This window comes from Psychrobacillus sp. AK 1817 (assembly GCF_008807035.1).
Lineage (GTDB): Bacteria > Bacillota > Bacilli > Bacillales_A > Planococcaceae > Psychrobacillus > Psychrobacillus faecigallinarum.
The window spans coordinates 911982-933486 of record NZ_CP031739.1 but is presented as its reverse complement, the minus strand read 5'-3'; the positions used below and the strand labels follow the sequence as shown (position 1 = coordinate 933486).

The 21505-nt window shown below is 35.0% G+C and carries 24 protein-coding genes; 21 read left to right on the top strand and 3 right to left on the bottom strand.

From position 1 onward, the window contains the following. Positions 1–62 precede the first annotated feature (62 nt). From dacB to D0S48_RS04895, 5 genes are all read left to right on the top strand, one after another. On the top strand, positions 63–1520 hold the full coding sequence (dacB, locus tag D0S48_RS04915; RefSeq protein ID WP_151110426.1) for a D-alanyl-D-alanine carboxypeptidase/D-alanyl-D-alanine endopeptidase: 1458 nt from the start codon (positions 63–65) through the stop codon (positions 1518–1520). 161 nt (positions 1521–1681) lie between these two features. Next, on the top strand, positions 1682–3385 hold the full coding sequence (locus D0S48_RS04910; RefSeq protein WP_151110424.1) for a peptide ABC transporter substrate-binding protein: 1704 nt from the start codon (positions 1682–1684) through the stop codon (positions 3383–3385). Positions 3386–3810: 425 nt separating this feature from the next. Continuing rightward, positions 3811–4566: an SDR family NAD(P)-dependent oxidoreductase gene (locus D0S48_RS04905; RefSeq protein ID WP_144538163.1), complete on the top strand. Its 756-nt coding sequence runs from the start codon at positions 3811–3813 to the stop codon at positions 4564–4566. A 207-nt stretch (positions 4567–4773) separates the two neighbouring features. After that, positions 4774–5325, top strand: a complete 552-nt coding sequence (locus D0S48_RS04900; protein WP_151110422.1) for an SUKH-4 family immunity protein — start codon at positions 4774–4776, stop codon at positions 5323–5325. A 42-nt stretch (positions 5326–5367) separates the two neighbouring features. Further along, positions 5368–5967: an NUDIX hydrolase N-terminal domain-containing protein gene (locus tag D0S48_RS04895; protein WP_151110420.1), complete on the top strand. Its 600-nt coding sequence runs from the start codon at positions 5368–5370 to the stop codon at positions 5965–5967. Positions 5968–6549: 582 nt separating this feature from the next. Here D0S48_RS04895 and D0S48_RS04890 read toward each other — a convergent pair. Continuing rightward, positions 6550–7443 carry a 3-hydroxyacyl-CoA dehydrogenase gene (locus D0S48_RS04890; protein ID WP_151110418.1) on the bottom strand — a complete coding sequence of 298 codons (894 nt, stop codon included), beginning with the start codon at positions 7441–7443 and terminating at the stop codon, positions 6550–6552. Positions 7444–7683: 240 nt separating this feature from the next. Here D0S48_RS04890 and D0S48_RS04885 point away from each other — a divergent pair, with 240 nt between their 5' ends. The 10 genes from D0S48_RS04885 (at position 7684) to D0S48_RS04845 (ending at position 15009) form a co-directional block, all read left to right on the top strand. Further along, positions 7684–8112 carry a GNAT family N-acetyltransferase gene (locus D0S48_RS04885; protein WP_151110416.1) on the top strand — a complete coding sequence of 143 codons (429 nt, stop codon included), beginning with the start codon at positions 7684–7686 and terminating at the stop codon, positions 8110–8112. Positions 8113–8131: 19 nt separating this feature from the next. Continuing rightward, entirely contained in the window at positions 8132–8914 is a 783-nt protein-coding gene (locus D0S48_RS04880) for a GNAT family N-acetyltransferase (protein WP_151110414.1), read from the top strand. Between the two features lie 364 nt (positions 8915–9278). Beyond that, on the top strand, positions 9279–10055 hold the full coding sequence (locus D0S48_RS04875) for an NUDIX domain-containing protein (protein ID WP_151110412.1): 777 nt from the start codon (positions 9279–9281) through the stop codon (positions 10053–10055). A gap of 62 nt (positions 10056–10117) precedes the next feature. Next, positions 10118–10663 carry a cysteine hydrolase family protein gene (locus D0S48_RS04870; protein WP_151110410.1) on the top strand — a complete coding sequence of 182 codons (546 nt, stop codon included), beginning with the start codon at positions 10118–10120 and terminating at the stop codon, positions 10661–10663. A 29-nt stretch (positions 10664–10692) separates the two neighbouring features. Beyond that, positions 10693–12165, top strand: a complete 1473-nt coding sequence (locus D0S48_RS04865) for a nicotinate phosphoribosyltransferase (RefSeq protein WP_151110408.1) — start codon at positions 10693–10695, stop codon at positions 12163–12165. Between the two features lie 19 nt (positions 12166–12184). Further along, positions 12185–12799, top strand: a complete 615-nt coding sequence (nadD, locus tag D0S48_RS04860; protein ID WP_151110406.1) for a nicotinate (nicotinamide) nucleotide adenylyltransferase — start codon at positions 12185–12187, stop codon at positions 12797–12799. A gap of 105 nt (positions 12800–12904) precedes the next feature. After that, entirely contained in the window at positions 12905–13480 is a 576-nt protein-coding gene (locus tag D0S48_RS04855) for an alpha/beta fold hydrolase (protein WP_225321696.1), read from the top strand. An 18-nt stretch (positions 13481–13498) separates the two neighbouring features. After that, complete coding sequence (locus tag D0S48_RS20855) at positions 13499–13648, top strand: hypothetical protein (RefSeq protein ID WP_225321695.1); 150 nt, start codon at positions 13499–13501, stop codon at positions 13646–13648. A 113-nt stretch (positions 13649–13761) separates the two neighbouring features. Next, positions 13762–14568, top strand: coding sequence for a hypothetical protein (locus tag D0S48_RS04850; protein ID WP_151110404.1), 807 nt, complete (start codon positions 13762–13764; stop codon positions 14566–14568). 129 nt (positions 14569–14697) lie between these two features. Continuing rightward, positions 14698–15009 carry a hypothetical protein gene (locus D0S48_RS04845; protein ID WP_151110402.1) on the top strand — a complete coding sequence of 104 codons (312 nt, stop codon included), beginning with the start codon at positions 14698–14700 and terminating at the stop codon, positions 15007–15009. A 135-nt stretch (positions 15010–15144) separates the two neighbouring features. Here the strand turns inward: D0S48_RS04845 and D0S48_RS04840 are convergent, their stop codons facing one another. Both D0S48_RS04840 and D0S48_RS04835 read right to left on the bottom strand, forming a co-directional pair. After that, positions 15145–15699: a hypothetical protein gene (locus tag D0S48_RS04840; RefSeq protein ID WP_151110400.1), complete on the bottom strand. Its 555-nt coding sequence runs from the start codon at positions 15697–15699 to the stop codon at positions 15145–15147. 294 nt (positions 15700–15993) lie between these two features. Beyond that, a complete protein-coding gene (locus tag D0S48_RS04835) occupies positions 15994–16536 on the bottom strand; it encodes a helix-turn-helix domain-containing protein (protein ID WP_151110398.1) in 543 nt (180 codons plus the stop codon). A gap of 187 nt (positions 16537–16723) precedes the next feature. Between D0S48_RS04835 and D0S48_RS04830 the strand changes: the two genes are divergently transcribed. From D0S48_RS04830 to D0S48_RS04805, 6 genes are all read left to right on the top strand, one after another. Next, the gene (locus D0S48_RS04830) at positions 16724–16978 is read left to right on the top strand and encodes a PLD nuclease N-terminal domain-containing protein (RefSeq protein WP_151113717.1); all 255 of its coding nucleotides are present in this window, start codon (positions 16724–16726) and stop codon (positions 16976–16978) included. Then, positions 16959–17867: an ABC transporter ATP-binding protein gene (locus D0S48_RS04825; RefSeq protein ID WP_151113714.1), complete on the top strand. Its 909-nt coding sequence runs from the start codon at positions 16959–16961 to the stop codon at positions 17865–17867. Before D0S48_RS04830 ends, D0S48_RS04825 begins: the two co-directional genes overlap by 20 nt. Beyond that, the gene (locus D0S48_RS04820) at positions 17864–18643 is read left to right on the top strand and encodes an ABC transporter permease (protein ID WP_151110396.1); all 780 of its coding nucleotides are present in this window, start codon (positions 17864–17866) and stop codon (positions 18641–18643) included. Before D0S48_RS04825 ends, D0S48_RS04820 begins: the two co-directional genes overlap by 4 nt. Before the next feature lie 41 nt (positions 18644–18684). Continuing rightward, complete coding sequence (locus D0S48_RS04815) at positions 18685–19386, top strand: ABC transporter ATP-binding protein (RefSeq protein ID WP_144538178.1); 702 nt, start codon at positions 18685–18687, stop codon at positions 19384–19386. Between the two features lie 121 nt (positions 19387–19507). Further along, positions 19508–20947 (top strand): hypothetical protein, encoded by a 1440-nt coding sequence (locus tag D0S48_RS04810; RefSeq protein WP_151110394.1) that lies wholly within the window; start codon positions 19508–19510, stop codon positions 20945–20947. 20 nt (positions 20948–20967) lie between these two features. Then, on the top strand, positions 20968–21351 hold the full coding sequence (locus D0S48_RS04805) for a GntR family transcriptional regulator (RefSeq protein ID WP_151110392.1): 384 nt from the start codon (positions 20968–20970) through the stop codon (positions 21349–21351). Positions 21352–21505 lie beyond the last annotated feature (154 nt).

The window sequence follows — 21505 nt, the reverse complement described above, 5'->3', positions numbered from 1 at the left end:
TTTTTTCTTTATGAGGAATATGACCCTTATCTACCAATGAAAATTAGAATAGGGGGAAGGTTATGAGGAAAAAGTGGACAAGCCTAATGATGGCTTGGGTATTATTTGTAAGTTTACTTGGAATGGGACAGGTTGCTCAAGCAGAAGAACAGCTCGTTTTGACTTTGGATGAGTCTATTTCAAAAATTATTGATGAAAAACTGACAGGTGGAGAGGTGAGTATCGCGGTTATCGATCGGATGACTGGTGAGGCTGTGTATGACTATAATGGTCAAACTCCTGTCAAACCAGCTTCGAATATGAAACTAATCACCACTGCAGCAGCACTAGACATTCTTGGAGAAGATTATCGTTTTAAAACAAGCTTATATACTAGTGGTAAGCTGTCTAACGGAGTTCTCAAAGGGGATGTATATCTTCAGGGGCAAGGAGATCCTACTCTTATGGAGGAAGACTTAAGACAATTTGCGCAAGCTTTAAAAGCAAAAGGTATTCAATCTATTGATGGAAGAATTGTTGGTGATGACAAATGGTTCGATGATGATTTGTTAACTCCAGGTATATGGGAAGGTGATGAATCGTATTACTATGCAGCTCCAATTTCTGCATTGACTACATCACCAAATGCTGACTATGATTCTGGAACAATTATCATAGATGTAAGTGGTTCGGCTATCGGAAATGCTCCTTTAGTAAAAGCAACTCCTTATCTTGGAGATTTAGAAATAGTCAATCAAGCTCAAACCGTTGCGGCGGGTCAAAGCAACACCATTACCATTGAGAGATCTTATAGAACAAATCAAATCATCATAAATGGTAACCTACCGATTGATAAAACCAAAAGAGAATGGGTAACGATGCTTCACCCTACTACTCATACGCTCACAATGTTTCAAGAAATACTAGAAGAAGAAGGTATAGAGTACAAAAAAGAAAAACTTTTTAGAGCAGCAACTCCTAAAAGTGCTACTCTCATCTCGGTGAAAGAATCTATGCCATTGAAGGAATTACTTATTCCTTTTATGAAGCTAAGTAATAATGGAATTGCTGACATTTTAGTAAAAACGATGGGTAAAGTAGAGGGACATCATGGAAGCACGAAGGCAGGTTTAAAGGTAATTGAGCAATACGGCAAGTCCATCCAATTAAATATGAATGACTGGAAGTTTGAGGACGGGTCCGGAATGTCTCATGCAAACTCGGTCTCTAGCTTTGCTATTAGTGACTTGCTATATAAAGTGCAAGGGGAAGATTGGTTCAATACTTATTTTAATAGTCTTCCTATAGCTGCACATCCTGAAAGAATGGTAGGAGGTACATTAAGAAATCGATTGAAGGATTCGCTCACTTCAGGTAAGGTTTTTGCCAAAACTGGATCTTTAACTGGAGTTAGTACACTTAGTGGTTATTTAGAAGGCAGTAGCGGTCAACAATATATATTCAGCGTATTAGTACAAAACAAATCCGGTGCAGTGACTGCAATAGATGAAATTGTAAAGGAAATGGCTAGGGAATTATAAATTATAACGGTGAAATAGAGAAGCTAGTAAACGAATGTTTGCTAGCTTCTTCTTTACTAAGGAATTAAGCTGAAAGAATGAGTGAAATCTGAAAAAGTATTGATTTTTTAGAATTTTTAAAATATATTAATATAGTTACAGTACAAAAGGGGGAAAATTATGTGAGGAAGATTAATAGAAAGTTATTATGTGTGTTTTTACTTGTCTTAAGTATTTTGTTAGTTGCATGCAATCAAGAAGAAAAAACAGAAAGTAGTACACCAAAAGAGCCTGAAACTACTGAGGGAAAGGATTCTGGTGAGCTTGATGAGGCACAAGAGTTAAATTTAGTTGCAGGTGCTGAAATTCCATCGATGGATTCTGTTTTAGCGGACGATGCAGTTTCATTCAATTACTTAAACAATGTTATGGAAGGTCTTTACCGATTAAATCAAGAGAACATTGCAGTGCCTGCTATGGCTGAGGGAGAACCAGAAGTTTCAGAGGATGGATTGACCTATACGTTTAAATTACGAGATGCAAAATGGTCAAATGGTACTTCAGTTACTGCAAATGATTTTGTGTTTGCTTGGAGAAGAGCGATTGACCCAGACACAGGCAGCTCATATGGACCTTATATGATGCAGGGATTAATAAAAAATGCAACGCAAATTTCAATGGGTGAGATGAGCAAGGAAGAATTAGGTGTGGAAGCAATAGATGAGAAAACATTGAAGGTAACTCTAGAAAGACCAGTGCCTTATTTTAGTTCGTTAATGGCATTTGGAACTTTTTATCCTCAAAATGAAGAGTATGTAACAGAGATGGGAAGTTCATATTCTTCTAATTCTGATAGTCTTATATACAACGGACCATTCGTATTGACTGAATGGGATGGGACAGGCTTATCTTGGTCACTAGAGAAAAATCCAAATTATTGGGATGCGGAAGTTGTTCAGTTAGACAAAATTAACGTGGACGTAATTAAAGAAACTGCTACATCTGTTAACCTATACGAGAATGGTGAAAAAGATCGTGTTGGTTTATCCGGTGAGTTTGCTCTTCAATATGCCGATCATGAAGAGGTGCTACAAGAGCTAAAACCGACAATATTCTATTTGAAGCTGAACCAAGAGCGTGATGGACAAAAGACTGCTCTTTCAAATGTGAAAATCCGTAAAGCAATCGCAATGTCCTTCAATAAAGAGGATTTGGCATCTGTGATATTAGCTAACGGCTCTATTCCAGGAGATTTCCTAGTTCCCAAAGGATTAACTTTTGATGAAAATCAACAGGATTTCCGTGAAATTAACGGGGATATGGCTAAGTACAATCCAGAAGAAGCTACTAAACTATTTGCAGAGGGAATGGCCGAGGAAGGATTGACGGAATTAGAATTAGAATTGGTCGGTAATGATGGTGAGCTAGCTCAAAATATGGATGAATATTTAAAAGCTCAGATGGAAGGTAATCTTAAAGGATTGACTGTCAAGCTTATACCAGTCACTTTCAATGTAAAATTAGATAAAGACGCAGCACAGGATTACGACATTCAAAGTACAGGCTGGGCACCTGACTTCCAGGATCCAATTACCTTCCTAGAATTGTTTGTCACGGGCTCACCACAAAACAATATGTCCTATTCAAACCCCGAGCTGGATAAGCTCATTGACCAAGCAAAAAATGAACTTGCATTGGAGCCAGAGGCACGTTGGGAAGCACTAGCTAAAGCAGAGAAAATTATAATGGAAGAAGATGCTCCAATTGCATCCATGTATCAATCAGGGCTTATGTCGCTACAAAAACCATATGTGCACGGAATCATATCTCATCCGTTTACAGGTGACTATAGCTATAAATGGGCTTATATTTCAGGAAAAGAATAAGAAACTAAGAGTGTCTATCCGTCCCTAGGATATTCACTCTTTTTTATTTAGAGGATTAAAACCTTAGTTTTCTACATAGTCTGCATATTTGCAAATTGGGGGGAGAATATAATAATATGGACTATTTACTTAAACTAATTAGGCAAAAAATAGGAAGGTGCCAAAGAGGGTGAACCAACTAGGTTTGCGGCCTCCGGAGACACTACCATATAGTCAGAAAGTTTATAAATGGAGACTTAAATATGCTTCTGCAATCATTGCCAAAAGCCCAGAAGATGAAGTATATATGGAAAAGAGAATAAGTAACGCAAATAAATTCTCCTTTCAAAATTTAGCGGATAACTTTTATACTTCTAAAAGCGATTTAATGGAGATTTTATTGTTAAAGTAGTAGGATTTAATAGATAAGTTAAGGAGGCAATATAATGGACAAACTTAAAGATAAGGTAATTATTGTTACTGGTGGCGCTGGAGGTATTGGACTTGGTATGTCCAAGGCGATGGCTAGAGAAGGAGCAATATTAGCAATCGTGGATGTTAACGAAGAGGCTGGACAAGCAGGTTTAAAAATACTTCAAGAAATCTCGCCTAAATCTATGTTTTTAAAAGCGAACTTAATGGATAGAGAAAATCTTCCATCTATAGTTACAGCTGTAGCAGAAAAATACGGAAGAATTGATGTTTTAGTAAATAATGCACATGCATCTAAACAGGTGACAATTGAAGAAACGACGCAAGCCGATCTTGACCTGTCATTTGGAACAGGATTTTACCCAACCTTCTATCTAATGCAGGCAGCACTCCCTTACTTAAAGGAATCTAAGGGAAATGTTATTAACTTTGCTTCTGGAGCAGGTTTAAATGGACACGAAACACAAGGTGCTTACGCTGCTGCCAAAGAAGCGATTCGTGGAATTTCCAGAGTAGCTGCCAATGAATGGGGTCGCTTCGGTATTAATGTAAACCTTATTTCCCCTATTGCAAACTCAGAAGGCGTACAAGCATGGGCGAAAGCACAACCAGAATATTATGAAGCCGTTCGCAGCAAAATTCCCCTTGGTCGCTTTGGTGATGTTGAAGAAGATATCGGTCGTGTAGCAGTATTTTTAGCAAGTGAGGATTCTCAATATATCACTGGCCAAACAATTATGGTTGATGGCGGATCTATAATGCTTCACTAAATAAATAAAGAAAGTCAGTGTGATAATTACGTCGCTCTGGCTTTTTTTGTTTATTAACAAGTGAATGGAAGCTCCGCAAGGTTCTCTTTCGTTTCTGCAAGGTTTACTCCACTCTTTATTCTATCCATTATAAAGAACAAGGAAATAGGAACAATTTGTAGAATTATACTAGGTGGCTAACAAAAATGCATAAAGGAGTAGACAAAATTGGAACTAAACGAAAATATACATAATTATAGATTTGATGAAAATGAATATGAATGTTTAAATGTGGAGCTATTTACTAATTCAAACGGTTTTCTATTAGATGTAAAAGAATGGACTATAAAAAATGATTGGTCTTTATCAACATTAGATAATGATTTCAAAGAAAACTTTCTAGCTAGCTTAGAAAAGTTCCAACCATACTTAGTTATTGCTGAAAATAGCAATACCGGAAATTTAATTACGATCTCCCAGACTACAAGTGAAATATATGAGCTTGAGCACGAAATCACGGAAAGAGTAGAAAAATATTTTGTAAATTCCTCATTAGATAGCTGGTTTTCTTGTTTGAAATGTTTTAAAAAGTACTGGCTTTTAATAATAGAAACAGAAAACGAAGAAAAGTTAAAATGCATCTTTAATGAACTAAAGGATAAATTAATGAAATTAGATGAAAGAGTACAGATAAATGAGGATAATTATAATAGACAATTTTGGAACTCCTTGTATCACGATAATTTAAACTTTTTCATTGAGAGACTTAGAGAAAAATAGATTATCTCGATAATATTTACTAATAAAGGAGGGAAATAATAAATGGAAAATCGATTATCTTTATTAGATCAAATTCGATCAATAGCTCAGCATGGTCTTCATTATGCTAATGATCCGTATGATAGAGATAGATATGAAATGCTACTCAACCTAGCAAGCAAAGAATATTCGGAAATTGTTGAAATTAAAGAAAGCATTATTAAAGATAAATTTTTAAAAGAGCTTGGACATGTAACGCCCAAGGTCGGAGTAAATGGTGTGATTTTTTCAGAAGAAAGAAAAATTCTTTTAGAGCGTCGAGCAGATGATGGAACATGGGGCATTATTGGTGGTTGGTGCGAAGCTGGCGAAAGTCCTCAAGAATCTTTAAAAAGAGAATTTTTAGAGGAAACGGGTTTAACTGTAAAGGTTAATGAACTTATTGATATATTTACAAGAAAGCCTGGAGACCTTGGACAGCCACATACTTCCTATCACCCGCTTTTTGCTTGTGAAATTATGGAGGGGAAAATGCAAAAATCATTTGAGAGCTTAGAGCTGAAGTTTTTTCACTTAAATGAGGTGAAAAATTGGCACGGTGACCATTATGAAATGGCGAAGAGGGCATATGAATCGAGTATTATTAATGGGGAAATTATTTAATTGCAACGAATAACTAAACCAGCCTCATAAACAAGAGGGGTGAATGGATTGTATTAAAATATCGGGGGATTGTCGTAAAGTAGAGCCTCATTGTAGTAAACGAGCGTTAGATTGTCGTAAATCTGCCTCACAATCAAGAGATGGAAATGGATTGTAGTAAAATATCGGTGGATTGTCGTAAAGTAGAGCCTCATTGTAGTAAACGAGCACTAGATTGTCGTAAATCAGCCTCACAATCAAGAGGTGTAAATGGATTGTAGTAAAATAATGAGGGATTGTCGTAAAGTAGAGCTCGATTGTAGTAAACGAGCGTTAGATTGTCGTAAACCAGCCTCACAAACAAGAGCGAGAAATGGATTGTAGTAAAATATTGAGAAATTGACGTAAAGTAGCGCCCCATTGTAGTAAACAAGCGTTAGATTGTCTTAATAGTCTTTAGGATTTGGATTCCAGTAATACTCCCATGTATTAGATAGTGAGGAATAGGTGAAAATTCATATAGATAAGCTTTAATTTCCCTATCAGAGGAAATGGCAAAGCATCAAAGAAAAAGAAGACTGAAGAACAGTCTTCTTTTGGAATTTATTTTAGGAAATTTGGGTCTTCATATTTTGGGTGTGGATAATCATAGAATCCTTTACCTGTTTGTATGCCAAGTCTGCCTTTATCGATTAGCTCTGTTTTAAAGTATTCTGCTATTTTAGCCTTTTGCTCATTATCTGATTTGGCTTTTTCAACTGCTATATTATAAGGTGTGTTAAGCCCAATAATATCTAGAACGCCGAAGGGTCCTCTCGATACTCCCATGCCAACCATCCATGTCTTATCAACTGTTTCAGGGTCTGCAATACCATTGGCTACTAAATTTTGAGCAGCGTCTAAAAATGGTACTAATAAGGAATTTAAAATATATCCTGGTTGTTCTTTGTAAATAGGAAGAGCAATCATATTTATAGCTTTAGCAAATTCAATAATTTCTTCAAATACGCTAGCACCTGTTCTATCATGCTTCATAATCTCAGCTGTGTTGTTTACCCAAATTCTATTAGCGAAGTGCAAGTGAAGGAATTTTTCAGGCCGACCTGTAAATTCAACAAGCTGACTAGGAATCATTGTGGAAGAGTTAGATGCGAAAATTGTTTTTTCAGGTGCAACCTTTGCCAATTTTTCATATAATGCTTTTTTGATGTCTAAAACCTCAGGGACTGCTTCAATTACTAAATCAGCATCCTTAACTGCTTCAGCCAAATCAGTAAACAAAGTTAAACGTTCATAAGCAGCATCAACTGCTTCTTGGGTAGTCCCTAAGTCTTCTTTATAATCTGCTTTCAATCCAGTAAGTCTTTCCTTGGCTCTCTCTAAAGCCTCATCATTAATATCATAAACGGAAACGTTAAATCCGTTAAAAGCAGTTTGAAATGCTATTTGACTTCCTAAAACTCCACTTCCAGCAACCATAACTTGTTTAATATTCAATTTATTCTCTCCTTCATACAGTCTAATAACTAATAGTTATTTTCTAAATTCTACGTAATATACATCCCAAATTCATACACTCAACTTACTCAATTTTGCTTATCTAAAATATATCCTCTAATTAATTGGAAAATTTAAAGAATAAAGTATTTATCATTCTGTAGTCATGTTAAAATTAGATAAGAATCAATTTACCAATTTTAGGATTTATCGACTTTATTAAAGAAGAGGTGAGAACATATGGAATTACGAATGATAAGAGAAGATAATAATGAATCTAAAAAAAATATTAATGAACGATTGTATTATTTTAATCTTGCACACTTTCCGGAGGATTTAAGAGGTAGGTATGAAGAGGTTAACATTTTTTTAAAGGATGAAAATGATAATGTACTTGGAGGGATTTTGGGAGAAATCTGCTGGAATTGGCTAGAAATTCATGTTTTGATAATGGATGATTCGCTACGCAATAAAGGATTTGGTACAAAGTTGTTAATGGAAGCAGAGGAAATTGCTAAGGAACAAAAATGTGACTTTATCAAATTGGATACTTTAAGCTTTCAGGCGTTAGACTTTTATAAAAAACATGGGTATGAAGTATATGGAACTCTTCCTAACGTAGGTAGGGATTTTAACCATTATTACTTGAAAAAAGATTTATTGTATTAAAAGAGATAGGAGTAATTTAATGACCATGCAGAATATACATGCACTAGACATTTCATATTGTGAAACATTTTCGAGAAAAATAGATAAGCCTTGGGGAATACTATTTTATAATGAAAATCAGCCTAATTACTATGACGCCAATCATGCAAGGATAATGATTGCTTGTGAGGACCCTCAAAAAGTAGTTGAAGAGACAACAATATTCTATCAATCAAAAAATATTGTTCCTAGATTTTATATTTATGATTTAGTAAATCAGCAAAATCTACTTTCCGAATTAAAATTGAGAAATTTTAAATATGAAGAAATGATTAGCCCAGTTCAATTATGGAATAACAGAGATATTAATATTCCACCTAATCCTATGGTGACGATTGAAATAGTTACAGATGAAAACTATCAAGAAGCACTAGAGATAGAAGGTAGCATTAAAGAGTTCGGTGGCATTGAAGTAATGGAAAAAGTTTTTGAGGAGCAGTTTAATCATCCAGCTTTCACTCATTATCTTCTCCGTTACGATGGTATGGCCTGCTCCACTGCTTGTATTTTTGAAGATGGCAATCAAGCTAGAATGGAAAGTGTTGCTACATTAGAAGCCTTTAGAGGTAAAGGATTAATCGGTCAAATCATTGATTATATCCAGCAAGAGATAAAGAAAAAAGGGATAGAAATGCTTTGGGTTTTGCCGATAAATGAAGCTATTGAAAAGGTCTACCAAAAATATGGATTTGAAACAGTCGAAAAATACATATCAGGTCACGCGTTTTTAAGTGGGAAAAGCATTAAAGAAATTCAAGGATAAACCTAGGTAAATAGATAGGAAATATAAGATTAATGGCTTGGTTCATTTTAATGAGCTAAGCTTTTTGGACGGATTTGGACTTTCTGCAAGGTTTATGCTTTTTCCCGCAAGGTTTGGTTTCATCTCTGCAAGGTTCCAAGCCATCTCCGCAAGGTTCTCCTCGGTCTCTGCATGTTCTGTTTGTCTCCCACAATCCTTAGTGGGCAATTCGTATACAAGAATTGGTCACTAAAAATTTTCCAAGCTGTTTCTTTTGTTTGACTTTTCAGTTGACTTTTTTAATTCCAGATATTACAATACAATAAAGATTAACAAATCGTTAATCAAAAAATGAATTAAATCGTCTTCGAAAGGAGTGGTAGATATGTCTAACGAAGAAGCGTTAAAGCAATATAATATTAGTAAATATAAAACCCCTGATGGCTATACATCAGACATTGCGGTTTTCACCATCATTCCAGAAAACAAGGAAGAGCACAAGCCACCCAAAATGTCACTAAAACTTATGCTAATTCAGAGAGCGTTACTCAATGCAGAGGGAGATCCAAATATAGAAGCGGGAAAATGGGCGCTTCCTGGAGGGTTTGTCCAAGAGGATGAAACAGCTTTGGAAGCTGCTAAAAGAGAGTTAGAGGAAGAAACCGGTGTAGCTGATGTATTGATTAAACATTTCGGTGTGTACGACAAACCTGGAAGAGACCCACGCGGATGGATTATTACGAACGCACACTATGCGATTGTTCCCATGGATTACCTTTCTAAAAGAAAAGCGGCAGATGACGCAGCAGAAGTTGAGTTATATTCCATTGATGAAGTATTAAACCTTAAGTTAGCTTTCGATCACCAGAATATTATTACGGATGCTATTCGAATAATCACTAATGATTTGCTGCAAACGACGGTGGCTAAAAACTTCTTGCCGAAAAATTTCACTTATTCAGAGCTGCAAGCGGTACTAGCAACGGTAACTGATGAACCAAGTATACTGAGCGAACAATCATTTGCTCGCAAGATTAAGACCCTTCCTTTCATTCAAAAAGTGCCAGGCAAAAAGACACAAAGGACTTCTAAGTCACCAGCGGCCCTATACGAATTTTTGGAGATGGATATTATTAAATCAATTTATACGGCTAGGTATTAATTTTTTTAATAATTATGATTAACATTTTGTTTATCAATAATATTTATTAGGAGGAAGTTAAAATGAAAGCACTTATTAACATTGATTACACAAATGATTTTGTTGCAACAGATGGAGCTTTGACATGTGGTAAACCAGGGCAAGAAATTGAGCAAGAAATTATACGTATAACAGAATCTTTTTTACAGGAAAATCATTACGTAGTGTTTGCGATTGATCTACACAAGCAGGGAGATCCCTATCACCCCGAAACCAAATTATTTCCTGCCCACAATTTAGAAGGAACAGAAGGTCGTAAATTATACGGTGGACTGCAAGAGGTATATGAAAAGCATAAAAGTAGTAACCAAGTGTATTGGATGGACAAAACAAGATACTCTGCTTTCGCTGGGACAGATTTAGAAATAAAACTACGTGAAAGAGGGATTACTGAAGTTCATTTAGTAGGAGTATGTACCGATATTTGTGTGCTTCATACTGCTATGGACGCTTACAACAAAGGCTTTAAGATTGTCATCCACAAGGAGGCAGTTGCTAGCTTCAACCAAGTGGGACATGACTGGGCATTAGGGCATTTCCAAGGCTCTTTAGGAGCAGAAATTATTTAATCGAATTCAAAACTAGGAGGTTTTATTAAATGGAAAGGTTATATAATGACGATAGATTGGCACTTCATACGGACCTTTATCAAATAAATATGGCACAAACGTATTGGAAAGATGGATTTCACAATCAAAAATCTGTGTTCGAAGTTTATTTTCGAAAGCTGCCCTTTGGTAACGGCTATGCTATTTTTGCCGGTCTAGAGCGAGTAATCCAATTTATAAACAACTTCCATTTTTCTGATACAGATATCGATTATTTAAGAGAACAGGGCTATGAAGAGGAATACCTGAATTACTTAAAAGGTCTTCGATTCACTGGTACTTTGAGAAGTCTAAAAGAAGGAGAGCTGGTTTTTCCGAATGAACCAATTTTGCGCATAGAGGCTCCATTGGCAGAAGCTCAGCTGATTGAAACTCCTATTTTAAACATCATCAATTTTCAAACGCTTATTGCAACTAAGGCAGCACGAATCAAACAAGTAGTTGGAGATGATACAACTTTAGAATTTGGTACACGTCGTGCTCAAGAGATGGATGCGGCTATCTGGGGCACAAGAGCTGCTTATATTGCAGGTTTCAATGGGACATCTAATGTCAGAGCTGGAAAACTGTTTGGGATCCCTATTGCCGGTACCCACGCTCATTCATTGGTTCAGGCTTATATTGATGAATATTTAGCGTTCACCAAGTATGCCGAGAGTCATAAGGACTGTGTATTTTTAGTCGATACGTACGATACATTGAAGTCGGGTGTGCCGAATGCTATCCGAGTAGCAAAAGAGCAGGGGGACAAGATTAATTTTAAGGGTATTCGGTTAGACAGTGGCGACTTGGCCTATTTATCAAAAGAAGCAAGGAAGATGCTGGACGAAGCTGGGTTCAAAAACACAAAGATATCTGCCTCTAATGATTTAGACGAGGAAACCATTATGAACCTCAAAGCACAAGGTGCAAAAATAGATACATGGGGAATTGGAACAAAGCTAATCACTGCTTTCGACCAGCCTGCATTAGGGGCTGTTTATAAGCTTGTTTCTATAGAAGGAAAAGATGGGGAGATGGTGGACACTATCAAAATTAGTGCGAACCCAGAAAAGGTTTCGACCCCTGGCCTCAAAAAGGTTTACCGAATCATTAATCGAAACAATGGAAAATCAGAAGGTGACTATATCGCATTGGAAACAGAGGAACCTCAAAATGAGGAAAGATTAAAGATGTTCCATCCGGTCCATACATTTATCAGCAAATTTGTTACCAATTTCGAAGCAAGGGAATTGCATCATACGGTCTTTCAAAATGGAATTCTTGTTTACGATCTTCCTTCCATTCAAGAAATTCGAGAAAATGTTATCGAAAACTTGGAGCTGCTTTGGGATGAATATAAGCGCCCACTTAACCCGGAAGAATATCCAGTTGATTTGAGTCAAAAATGTTGGGATAACAAAATGACTCGAATTGCGGAGATTAAAGAGAAGACTCATAAAATGATGAAACAAAAAAAATAGATTTACAGGAGGAAACAATATGGCTAGGATTGGAATCTATGGTTCATCCTTTGATCCCATCACGAATGTTCATTTATGGACGGCGAGTACAGTGGGACGTAGGTGTCGTTTGGATAAAGTAGTCTTTTTACCTTGCTCGCATAAGAGAAGGGACAAAGAGATGAATGTTGCAGATAGTCATCGTTGGAATATGATATTACTTGCTATCGAAAACAACGAAAATTTTGAAGCGGATGACTATGAGATGAACCAGGAAGCTTGGAATGCAAATACTTATGAAACGATGAAGCATTTCAAAGAAAAGTATCCAAATGATGAAGTGTTCTTTATAATGGGAGCTGATTTACTGGTAGACATAGGCGCTGGTAAATGGCAAAGAGGAGAAGATCTAGTGAAGGAAAACAAATTTATCGTAATGGCAAGAGATGGAATCGATATGCTAAAGGTAATCAGCAAATCACCTATCTTAAGAAACAACGATGAAGGCTTTCATCTCATAGACAAAGGCCTAGCAATGGAAATCAGCTCTTCCTATATAAGAGATGAGTTTGCTATGGGTGGGGAGCCAAGATATCTTCTTCCAGATAATTGTTACCAGTACATTATAGATAATTTACTTTATCAAAGAGAATAGATCGAAGACGCCTGTATTATTGTAACAGGCGTCTTTTTAAGTTTAAGCAATAAGAAATAAAGCTTTATAGTTGAATAGAAAGTAATTAAAGATTGGAGAGGTTTAATGACTACCTATCAGCTTTGCCAAAAAATTAATGTAAATGAAGTGGAGTTTTATTGTGAATCTATCAAAGGTTCTAATGATAATCTCACGGTTGTATTCGAGTCTGGGTATGGATGGGATAGTAATAATTGGCTACCGATAAAGCATAAAGTCTCTAAGTTTGCTAACGTTTTTATATATGACAGAGATGGCATATATAAAAGTGAGAAAAGTAATAAACCCAAACATAGTTTTCAAATGATAGAAAATTTAAGATGTCTTCTTCGTAAATTAGATATTAAACCACCATATATAATGGTTGGTCATTCATTCGGAGGAATTAATGTAAGATTATATGCAAGTAAATACCCCCAAGAAGTAGTTGGAATAATACTTTTAGATTCTGTACACGAGGATCAAAACAAGAGAATGGTACCCTTATTCACAAAGGAGGTCCAAGAAGAATACTTAGGGCAATTTGTGGTAGAAGCTTCCCTTGATGAATTTGAAGAAAGTCTGGAACAAGTAAGAGGAACGAACCTTAACAATATTCCCCTCATTGTTATGACTGGTAGTAATCAGCCACAACATACTTAAGAATCCATGGAGGTTTGGATGAAGTTTCAAAAAGAACTAGCTAACCTTTCGTCTGTAAGTAAACATCTTATCGTTAAAGAAGCAGGACATGCAATTCATATCGACCAAACTCAAGCAGTGATAGAAGCTATTGGTAGCATGTTAAGAATGGTACAGAATCTTCATTGAAAATAAAGGTAATAGTAGTTTACAGATTTCTTTCAAAGTAATTGTTTATGGTAAAATAAAAAAATAACATTTAAACCTTATAATGGATTTTCAGAACTGGGAGATATGACCTCATGATAAGAATGCACAATTTACCGGAGAATATTAAGGATGCATTGAAGCCTTACTATAATGAAAATGAAAAACCAGACGTTTTTCCGGCTAAATTTTTATTTAAGGGAGAGCTTTATTACTATTTTACATTTGCTCCAGCAGCAGAACAGTTGATTTTACGTAATGATGGCAGCACTCCTTTCTTCGGGGAAATAAAGGAAGAAGCATTATTAGCAAACAATTTTAATGTTTGTATAGAGAAATTTGTGCATATTGGTGCTAAATGGGCTACTGCAAATAGGTTAGGAAACTATGAAAATTACAAAAATATTCTTGGTCAAATTGAAAGGAAATTAGGTCCTTTACCAGAGCATATACAAAAGGCTTACGATGTCGTTAAGGATGTTCCCGATATTATTATTGAAAATCAACACCAAATAGTAGATGCAGTCAAAAAGGCAGATGATTTGTGGAAAGTAGCAAGTGACAAAGAGTTAGTCACCGATTTAGATGAAGAGAAAATGGAGTCGTATTTAGTTGAAATGATTCAGGCACAGGTTAGACAAAATGATATCCAAATCAAAACGGAAAACGAAAGAAAATTAATTAGTGAATTTGTTTCCTCTAAAAAGAAAAGGTTTAATTTAAACGCTTGTATATTATCAATAAGGCTAAAACCCTTTGATAAAAATATGTTTAGCAGTAGTCATGAACATGCAGGAGAATGGGATGAGTTTAGAGATATGGCGTTATATAGTAATCGTAAAGCAGAAGAAGTAAAGGATCATTATTTGGTTTTCGATAGTCTGCGAAATCCCAAAGAATAAGGGTATTTATATGTTTATATGAAAAAGCAAGAAATCAAGAAATAGTATTTTCTAGAGTTAAATAATTTGATTTTTTTGTTTTAATTCGATAATCGAAACTATAAATCTAATTCTGGAAGTGAAATTAACATGAAAAGAATATATTGGATCATTTTATCCAGCCTGATGATTGTAATTATGTTAATAGTTTTCTTTTTTTACAGAGCAGATTATCACGGAGTAATAAGAGGTTTAGAAGGTAATCAATTTACCTTATACCCTCTTAAAGTTAACCCTGAATACGAACATTATACTCCTGTAATATTTTTTTCTAAGGATACTTATGTGATAGGGGAAACTAATAGTATCACCGATTTAAAACCTGGACAAGAAGTGGAATTGTGGGTAGAAGAAATCGATGAAAAGAAAATCGCAAAAAAAATTAAGGTAATAAATGAATAATAAACTAAAGTAACTTCCAACATCTCGGGGACCGCTATCAAACCAAATCATCCCCGATATGATTAACTTGTTGGCATAGTCATCCTAAAGATTTGCTTTCTCGGAAGACAAAACACCCCACATAGGGGGTGTTTGTTAATCCTCTTTCGGTATATACAGCTTCACGTTGTAATAGCCTTCTAGGAAGTGAAGCGTCCCTTCAGGCGCAATGGCTTCCTCCAGGTACTGATAAGTTATATACGGTTCGGTCAATCCTTCGACACGCACACGCTCCACATTAAGACGAAGCTTTTCCCCATCTGGAATGTCCCCACCGCTCAGCTGATAGGAATACAGCTTGCGAGGAGGGTCGGTGAAGGATACCATCTCAGCACGCATGGAGTTAATTTCCTTGTACTCATCAATCTTTAGGGTCACCAGTGGCAATGTAAGTATATAGTACTCTTCTACCTGTTCCTCCCACTCTGTGATATGTTCCTCCTCATAGGAGTCCACGATGACCCATAGGTAGAATCCGCCAAAAACGGTAGCAAGAAGGGTTATAAAGAACACCCCGATGAAGGCAAACAGACTGATGTTCCGAAACAAGAACCACATCAATATTAATGCTAGTACGATAAATGCTCCCCCGATGATTAACCAGCGCTCCGTAGAAGACAGGATAAGCGCCTCCTCGTAGGTACGTAACACATCTGCTTTTGTAATATCTTTTCCCCCTTTTTTTGTCTGTAGAAGAGTAGCAACGTTTCTCCATCCTTCTCTATAAAGGATACCACGGGAAGAGGGTGAAAAATCTAAAAAAGTTAAAATGATGGTTTTGTGTTATATTTTTACAAAATAAGTCACCAGGAACCTTAGCACTTACTTTCAATAATGCTCAAATGGGCGAAGGGACAGTCGATGCTCTGCTATCCCACTGTCGTCTGCATTTTCCTGAGCTTCCCTTGAAGCATGTGCAATCCCTCATGCAGGTATCGCTTAAATCTAAAGCTTAGGAATTATGTTAACTGCAACGGTTTTATTGTTTGTTTTCTCGTTTGAGTTACTCATTTTATAATATTTTATCATTAGATTGTTTAGTTCATTTTGGAAAAGCGTAAATTGCTCATCAGATAAGGCCAATTCTATTAATGAGAATGTTGCTGTATCTTCAACGTTTTCCTTATCCTCTAGTAAAGTTAAATAATTTTGATATTGGGATAGTAAAACCAATTGATAGTTGGAAATATAATTTAATTTTTGTTCCTTTGTAAGGCTCTTCCAATCCTCGTCATTTATACCTGCTGCCTCTTCTTCATTAAGAGCATAAAATTTTTCAATGACGGATCTTACCTTCCTTTCCTTGACGATTTTTATGATACTTTCATCCAATAAAATTTGAATATGGCGATATAAGGTTGCTTGTGGCACATCTTTAATAATGGCAATCATTTCTAATGTGCTTACGCCTTCTTCTTTATTTTTCATTAGAGCTTGTAATATTTTCATTCTCACGGGGTGCATTATTACCTCTACTTTGTTACGCATAATTAGTTCCTCCTACAAGATAGATGTGATGTTATCAATATTTAGAGAGTTTCATTCCTATAACAGAGAACATTATCAAAAAATGTAAAACAAAAATTTAGAAATGTACAGTGAAAAAAGTTATTGAGTTTGGTTAATTCTTCTGTTATCGTTATCGATAATGATAACAGAATGGAGTGAAAAAATCATGCAATTACACTTTGGAGTAAATGAAATTTCAGAAATTGATTGGGGATTCTTTTTGCCAATTATAATTCCTTTTTTTCTTGTAACATTTTTATTAATAATGATTGCCTTAATTGATTTATATCGTCATAGATCCACGAGACAAAATGTGTTTCTTTGGACATTGTTAATAATCTTCTTTAATACTATTGGACCTATTTTATATTTTGTGATTGGCAGAAGGGACGTAAATGAACATGCGATTAGAAATAAATAATATTACTAAAAGGTTTAAACATAAAACAGCTGTTCATCATTTTTCAATGGAGATGGATTCAAACGAATGTGTAGGTCTAATCGGTCCAAACGGTGCTGGTAAATCTACCCTAATACAAATCATTGCAGATATTCTAAATGCTGATGAAGGTAATATTTTGCTAGATGGAAAAAAAATCTCTACGAAAAAAAATCAGATCGGTTATTTACCGCAGTATCCTAATTTTTTCTCATGGATGACTGCTTATGAAACCTTACTATTTATGGGGACATTATCAGGTATTGCTAAAAACATATTGCAACAAGATATTCCTCTTATTTTAGAAAAGGTAGGACTAGCAAATGAGTCTCAAACTAAGGTGGGGATATTTTCAGGTGGAATGAAGCAGCGGTTAGGTATTGCACAAGCCCTCCTACATAAGCCAACAATAATAATCATGGACGAACCTGTATCTGCACTCGACCCAATAGGGAGAAGAGAAGTTTTGAATTTGATGAAAGAAATAAAAAAGGATACGACAATATTATTATCCACACATATCCTGGGAGATGCAGAAGAAATCTGTGAACGATTTGTTGTCATAAAAAACGGTCAGAAAATTGAAGATGCAACAAAATCAGATTTACTAAATCGAAATCAGGAAAGCGCTATATACATAGCTATTCCAAAAGAAAATTTTAAATGGTTACAAAAAGTTGACCAGTTGCCTTATGTTAAGAAGATAGTCAGCTATGAAGACGGGTTTAAAATATTCGTAAATGAACCAGAAGTAAATGCTTCTCAATTATTACAATTTGGTTTGGATGAAAAAGTTTGTTTTACAAAATTTGAGATAGGGATGAAAGAGAGTCTTGAAGAAATCTTTTTATCATTGGTGGTGGATGTATGAATACGTTTATAGCATTAAGTAAAAAGGAAATCAATCAAATGATTAGCGAATATAAAATTATATGGCTACCAATAGTTTTTGTCCTGTTAGGGCTTACTCAGCCGATTATGATGTATTATTTGCCACTTATTTTAGAAACCCTTGGTGGAGTGGAGGGCATTATTATTGACCCTACAATGACAAAACCTATGGGTAGTGAAGTACTTGCTTCGACACTTAACTCACAGTTTGATCAGTTAGGGATCATTGTTCTGGTAGTTGCTGTAATGAGTGTGATTCAATCTGAGAAAGCAAATGGAATGCTGGCATTTATTTTGACGAGACCAGTTTCTATTTCCTCTTATATAGGAAGTAAAATATTCACCCATTATTTGTTGGCAGTTCTTTGTATTGCAATTGGTTACACCGTGTCCTACGGTTATACTGCTTACTTATTTACGCCGATTCCTATTTCGCAAATGATTTTAGCGTTAGTTCTATATAGTATTTGGGTGTTATTTGTCATTACATTTGTAGTCATGATGAGTACATTTTTTACTAGCCCTGCGTTTATCGCATTGATAAGTATTGTTTTTCTTTTAATAAGCCGTTTATGTGCAGGTTTACACCCAATAATAGATACTTTTAATCCGGCAAGTATGAGTCTTCGAGCTACAAGCATTCTTATAACAGGTAATCTGGATGCTAGTTGGACAATTGATATTATAGCAACACTCCTCATCATTTTTGTAATGATGACTATAATGCACAACTGGATTGCCAAAAAGAAGTTTTAATAAATTCAGGAGAGTACAACAGTGAAGGAAGGTAGGCGTAAGTGCTAACTATTCTAAATTTAACCAAAAAGTTTGGTAAACAGGAAGTTTTAAAAGGCGTAGATTTACAAGTGAAAAAAGGAGAAATTTTAGGATTTGTTGGTGCTAATGGTGCTGGGAAGACAACTACATTACATTGTATCACGGGGTTGGAAGTGCAAGACGGTGGAAATATAGTGATAAATAATATACCGAAAACTCATGAAACAATATTTAAAAAGCAGTTTTATTTTATTCCGGATACAATTCATGTCTTTAAAAATATTTCTGCATACGATTGGATACATTTTGTTTTAAAGCTCTATGAAAAATTAGATGAAGAAAAGTTAGATTACTATATAAAGTCATTTGAAATGCAAAAGAGTATTTATAAACCAATGGGAACTTATTCCTATGGAATGCTTCACAAAATGGCATTGATAGCAGCTTTCACGATTAGTCCACCTATTATCATTATGGATGAACCGTTAAATGGTTTAGACCCTTTTGCTGTGCTTGTCTTTAAAAATTGCTTGAAGGATTATGTGGAGAATGGAGGAACCGTGATATTTTCTACTCATTTACTGGATGTTGCAGAGAAAATCTGCGAATCCATAGCATTTTTAAAAGAGGGTAGGATCGTATTGCATGAGTCTGTAGAGAGTTTGCTACTAGAAGGAAATTTAGAAACTACTTTTATGGAGATACAAGCAAATGAAGTTTAATTTTCAACTAGTGAGATTTTTTATTGCTTCGAGCTATTCAAAGCCCCAGCAGCTACCTATATATATTATGTTAATCATAGCTATATTTTATTTAGCTTCACAGTACCTAGGGGTTAATATAATGATTTACTTTTTAGGAACTTCTAAAGAATATTTGTTTTTCAATCTATTTATTTCCATGGCATTAACTTATCTATTGACAGCTTATTTTGCCGTTTCAGTTGTATTTAATCAGCGTGATTTTAATATCTTAACTAGTCTTCCTATTTCACCAAAACAAATAGTTAAAGCAAAAATTATAAGTGGGCTTGCTTTTCCTATAATTATAGTTGGAACGTTACAAATACCAATTTATTTTTTATTGTTTTATAAATATGAGATATGGGAAATTGTCCGAGCGGTGATTATTCTAACTCTTATAAATGTAATGACAGCATTATTTATTTTATTTATATTGTCTATTTCGAACCGCTTTAGAAGACTATACTCAAGTTCCTTATTGTACTTCGTGACAAATACATTATTAGTCGTACTAATTGGAGTAAGCCCAATTATGTATTTCTTTGAAATAATAAATACTGATATAGTGAGTCTTCAATTCTCATCTATGTCCGACATAATCACTACTTTATCAAGTTCGCTTAAAATGTACTATAGTTTTTCAATTCAAGAGCCACTTATAAAAGTTATAGTAACTCCACTCTTATCCAAAGTTAGCATGATAGATTTTCTCGTTATAGTCAGTAGTCTAATGGTAATCTGCGTGCTCTTTTTCATCTCTACAGTAAAGAATACAGCAGTTAACTATTACAAAAATGGGTTGCTAGAAAATAGTGTAGAAAATATGCCTAAGGTTAAGATATACAAAACGGAAAATATTTGGTCATATTACTTACAAAGAGAGTGGTGGATTATTCAATCAGAGCCATATTTTAAATTGCAAGTGATTTTAAGTTTGATTTTACCTCCACTATTCACCTTTATCTTTCTCATTGTAGCTCAGATGGATTTATTGAAGACGGAGTGGCTAATCGACAAAGAACTTTATATATTTGGATATATGATTTTGTTTGTAAGCTGTGTGGACAATATTAGTGGTACGCCATATTCGAGAGAGGGAAAGAATTATGCTTTTAGTATTGTACTTCCTTTAGATCGCCGAAAGGTTTTTCTTTCAAAAGTTGCAACTTCCTCGTTTATTAGTATCGTTTCCGTTGTAATCAGCTATATTATTTACCTGTTGTTTGGAAAAGTCGATATTCTCAGCTTGTTGCTATTATTTATTACATTAGTCTTAATCATTTGTTATAACTTACTGTCTCCTATTCATGATATGCGACATCCGTTAGTAAACTGGAAAACACCATCAGAAGCTGTAAAATCGAATCCTAACGTTTTAATCAGCTTAGTATACGGTTCTCCAATATTAATATTTATTGCCATCTGTCATTTCTGTTTACTCGCGTTCAATGTTTCTCAATGGATAATGGCGATTATCATTGCACTCTTAACAGTAGCAATTACAATGTTCACATTTATAAAGGTAATGCGCTCTATTTAAATATGAAAGGAAGGAGAGAAATGAATGTAACTTTAGACCCGAGCAGCAAGATTCCTCTTTATCAACAGCTTGCTCAGCGACTCATATTAGAAATGGCTAAAGGAAATTTGAAAAATGGCGATCGATTACCATCTATTAGAGACTTGGCAATCCAAGCAAATATTAACCTACATACCGTTCATAAAAGCTACAAAGAACTTCAGAATAAAGGTTTGATAGTAGTGAAGCCTAAATCTAAAGCTTTTGTTTTCACTGGAAAATCAAGTCCTCCAAAAGAAAATAAACTGTATCATATCACTTCTAATCTTGAATCCCTTTTAGCAGAAGCATATGTAATAGGATTAGATAAAGAAGAGTTACAACAATTATTCAATCAAATCATTCAAAAATATTCTTTTTCATAACATATTTTTTTGTAAGTTTTATAGCAGAAAATAATCCCTATCCTTCTTATCGTTTTTAAGCGTTAAGACAGATAGGGATTTATTAATGAGTAAAGAGCTCATCTCAATGAATAAAAAAGTGGTTTCCCCTTTACATTGGTGGCAAAAAATAGCA

Excerpts from the sequence above, each read along its gene's own strand:
- D0S48_RS04875 (WP_151110412.1), top strand. The coding sequence starts at position 9,279 with ATGTCTAACGAAGAAGCGTTAAAGCAATATAATATTAGTAAATATAAA.
- D0S48_RS04850 (WP_151110404.1), top strand. The coding sequence starts at position 13,762 with ATGATAAGAATGCACAATTTACCGGAGAATATTAAGGATGCATTGAAG.
- D0S48_RS04835 (WP_151110398.1), bottom strand. The coding sequence starts at position 16,536 with ATGCGTAACAAAGTAGAGGTAATAATGCACCCCGTGAGAATGAAAATA.
- D0S48_RS04880 (WP_151110414.1), top strand. The coding sequence starts at position 8,132 with ATGACCATGCAGAATATACATGCACTAGACATTTCATATTGTGAAACA.
- D0S48_RS04825 (WP_151113714.1), top strand. The coding sequence starts at position 16,959 with ATGCGATTAGAAATAAATAATATTACTAAAAGGTTTAAACATAAAACA.
- D0S48_RS04870 (WP_151110410.1), top strand. The coding sequence starts at position 10,118 with ATGAAAGCACTTATTAACATTGATTACACAAATGATTTTGTTGCAACA.
- D0S48_RS04885 (WP_151110416.1), top strand. The coding sequence starts at position 7,684 with ATGGAATTACGAATGATAAGAGAAGATAATAATGAATCTAAAAAAAAT.
- D0S48_RS04865 (WP_151110408.1), top strand. The coding sequence starts at position 10,693 with ATGGAAAGGTTATATAATGACGATAGATTGGCACTTCATACGGACCTT.
- D0S48_RS04845 (WP_151110402.1), top strand. The coding sequence starts at position 14,698 with ATGAAAAGAATATATTGGATCATTTTATCCAGCCTGATGATTGTAATT.
- D0S48_RS04855 (WP_225321696.1), top strand. The coding sequence starts at position 12,905 with ATGACTACCTATCAGCTTTGCCAAAAAATTAATGTAAATGAAGTGGAG.
- D0S48_RS04895 (WP_151110420.1), top strand. The coding sequence starts at position 5,368 with ATGGAAAATCGATTATCTTTATTAGATCAAATTCGATCAATAGCTCAG.
- D0S48_RS04905 (WP_144538163.1), top strand. The coding sequence starts at position 3,811 with ATGGACAAACTTAAAGATAAGGTAATTATTGTTACTGGTGGCGCTGGA.
- D0S48_RS20855 (WP_225321695.1), top strand. The coding sequence starts at position 13,499 with ATGAAGTTTCAAAAAGAACTAGCTAACCTTTCGTCTGTAAGTAAACAT.
- dacB (WP_151110426.1), top strand. The coding sequence starts at position 63 with ATGAGGAAAAAGTGGACAAGCCTAATGATGGCTTGGGTATTATTTGTA.
- nadD (WP_151110406.1), top strand. The coding sequence starts at position 12,185 with ATGGCTAGGATTGGAATCTATGGTTCATCCTTTGATCCCATCACGAAT.
- D0S48_RS04820 (WP_151110396.1), top strand. The coding sequence starts at position 17,864 with ATGAATACGTTTATAGCATTAAGTAAAAAGGAAATCAATCAAATGATT.
- D0S48_RS04830 (WP_151113717.1), top strand. The coding sequence starts at position 16,724 with ATGCAATTACACTTTGGAGTAAATGAAATTTCAGAAATTGATTGGGGA.
- D0S48_RS04810 (WP_151110394.1), top strand. The coding sequence starts at position 19,508 with ATGATTTACTTTTTAGGAACTTCTAAAGAATATTTGTTTTTCAATCTA.
- D0S48_RS04805 (WP_151110392.1), top strand. The coding sequence starts at position 20,968 with ATGAATGTAACTTTAGACCCGAGCAGCAAGATTCCTCTTTATCAACAG.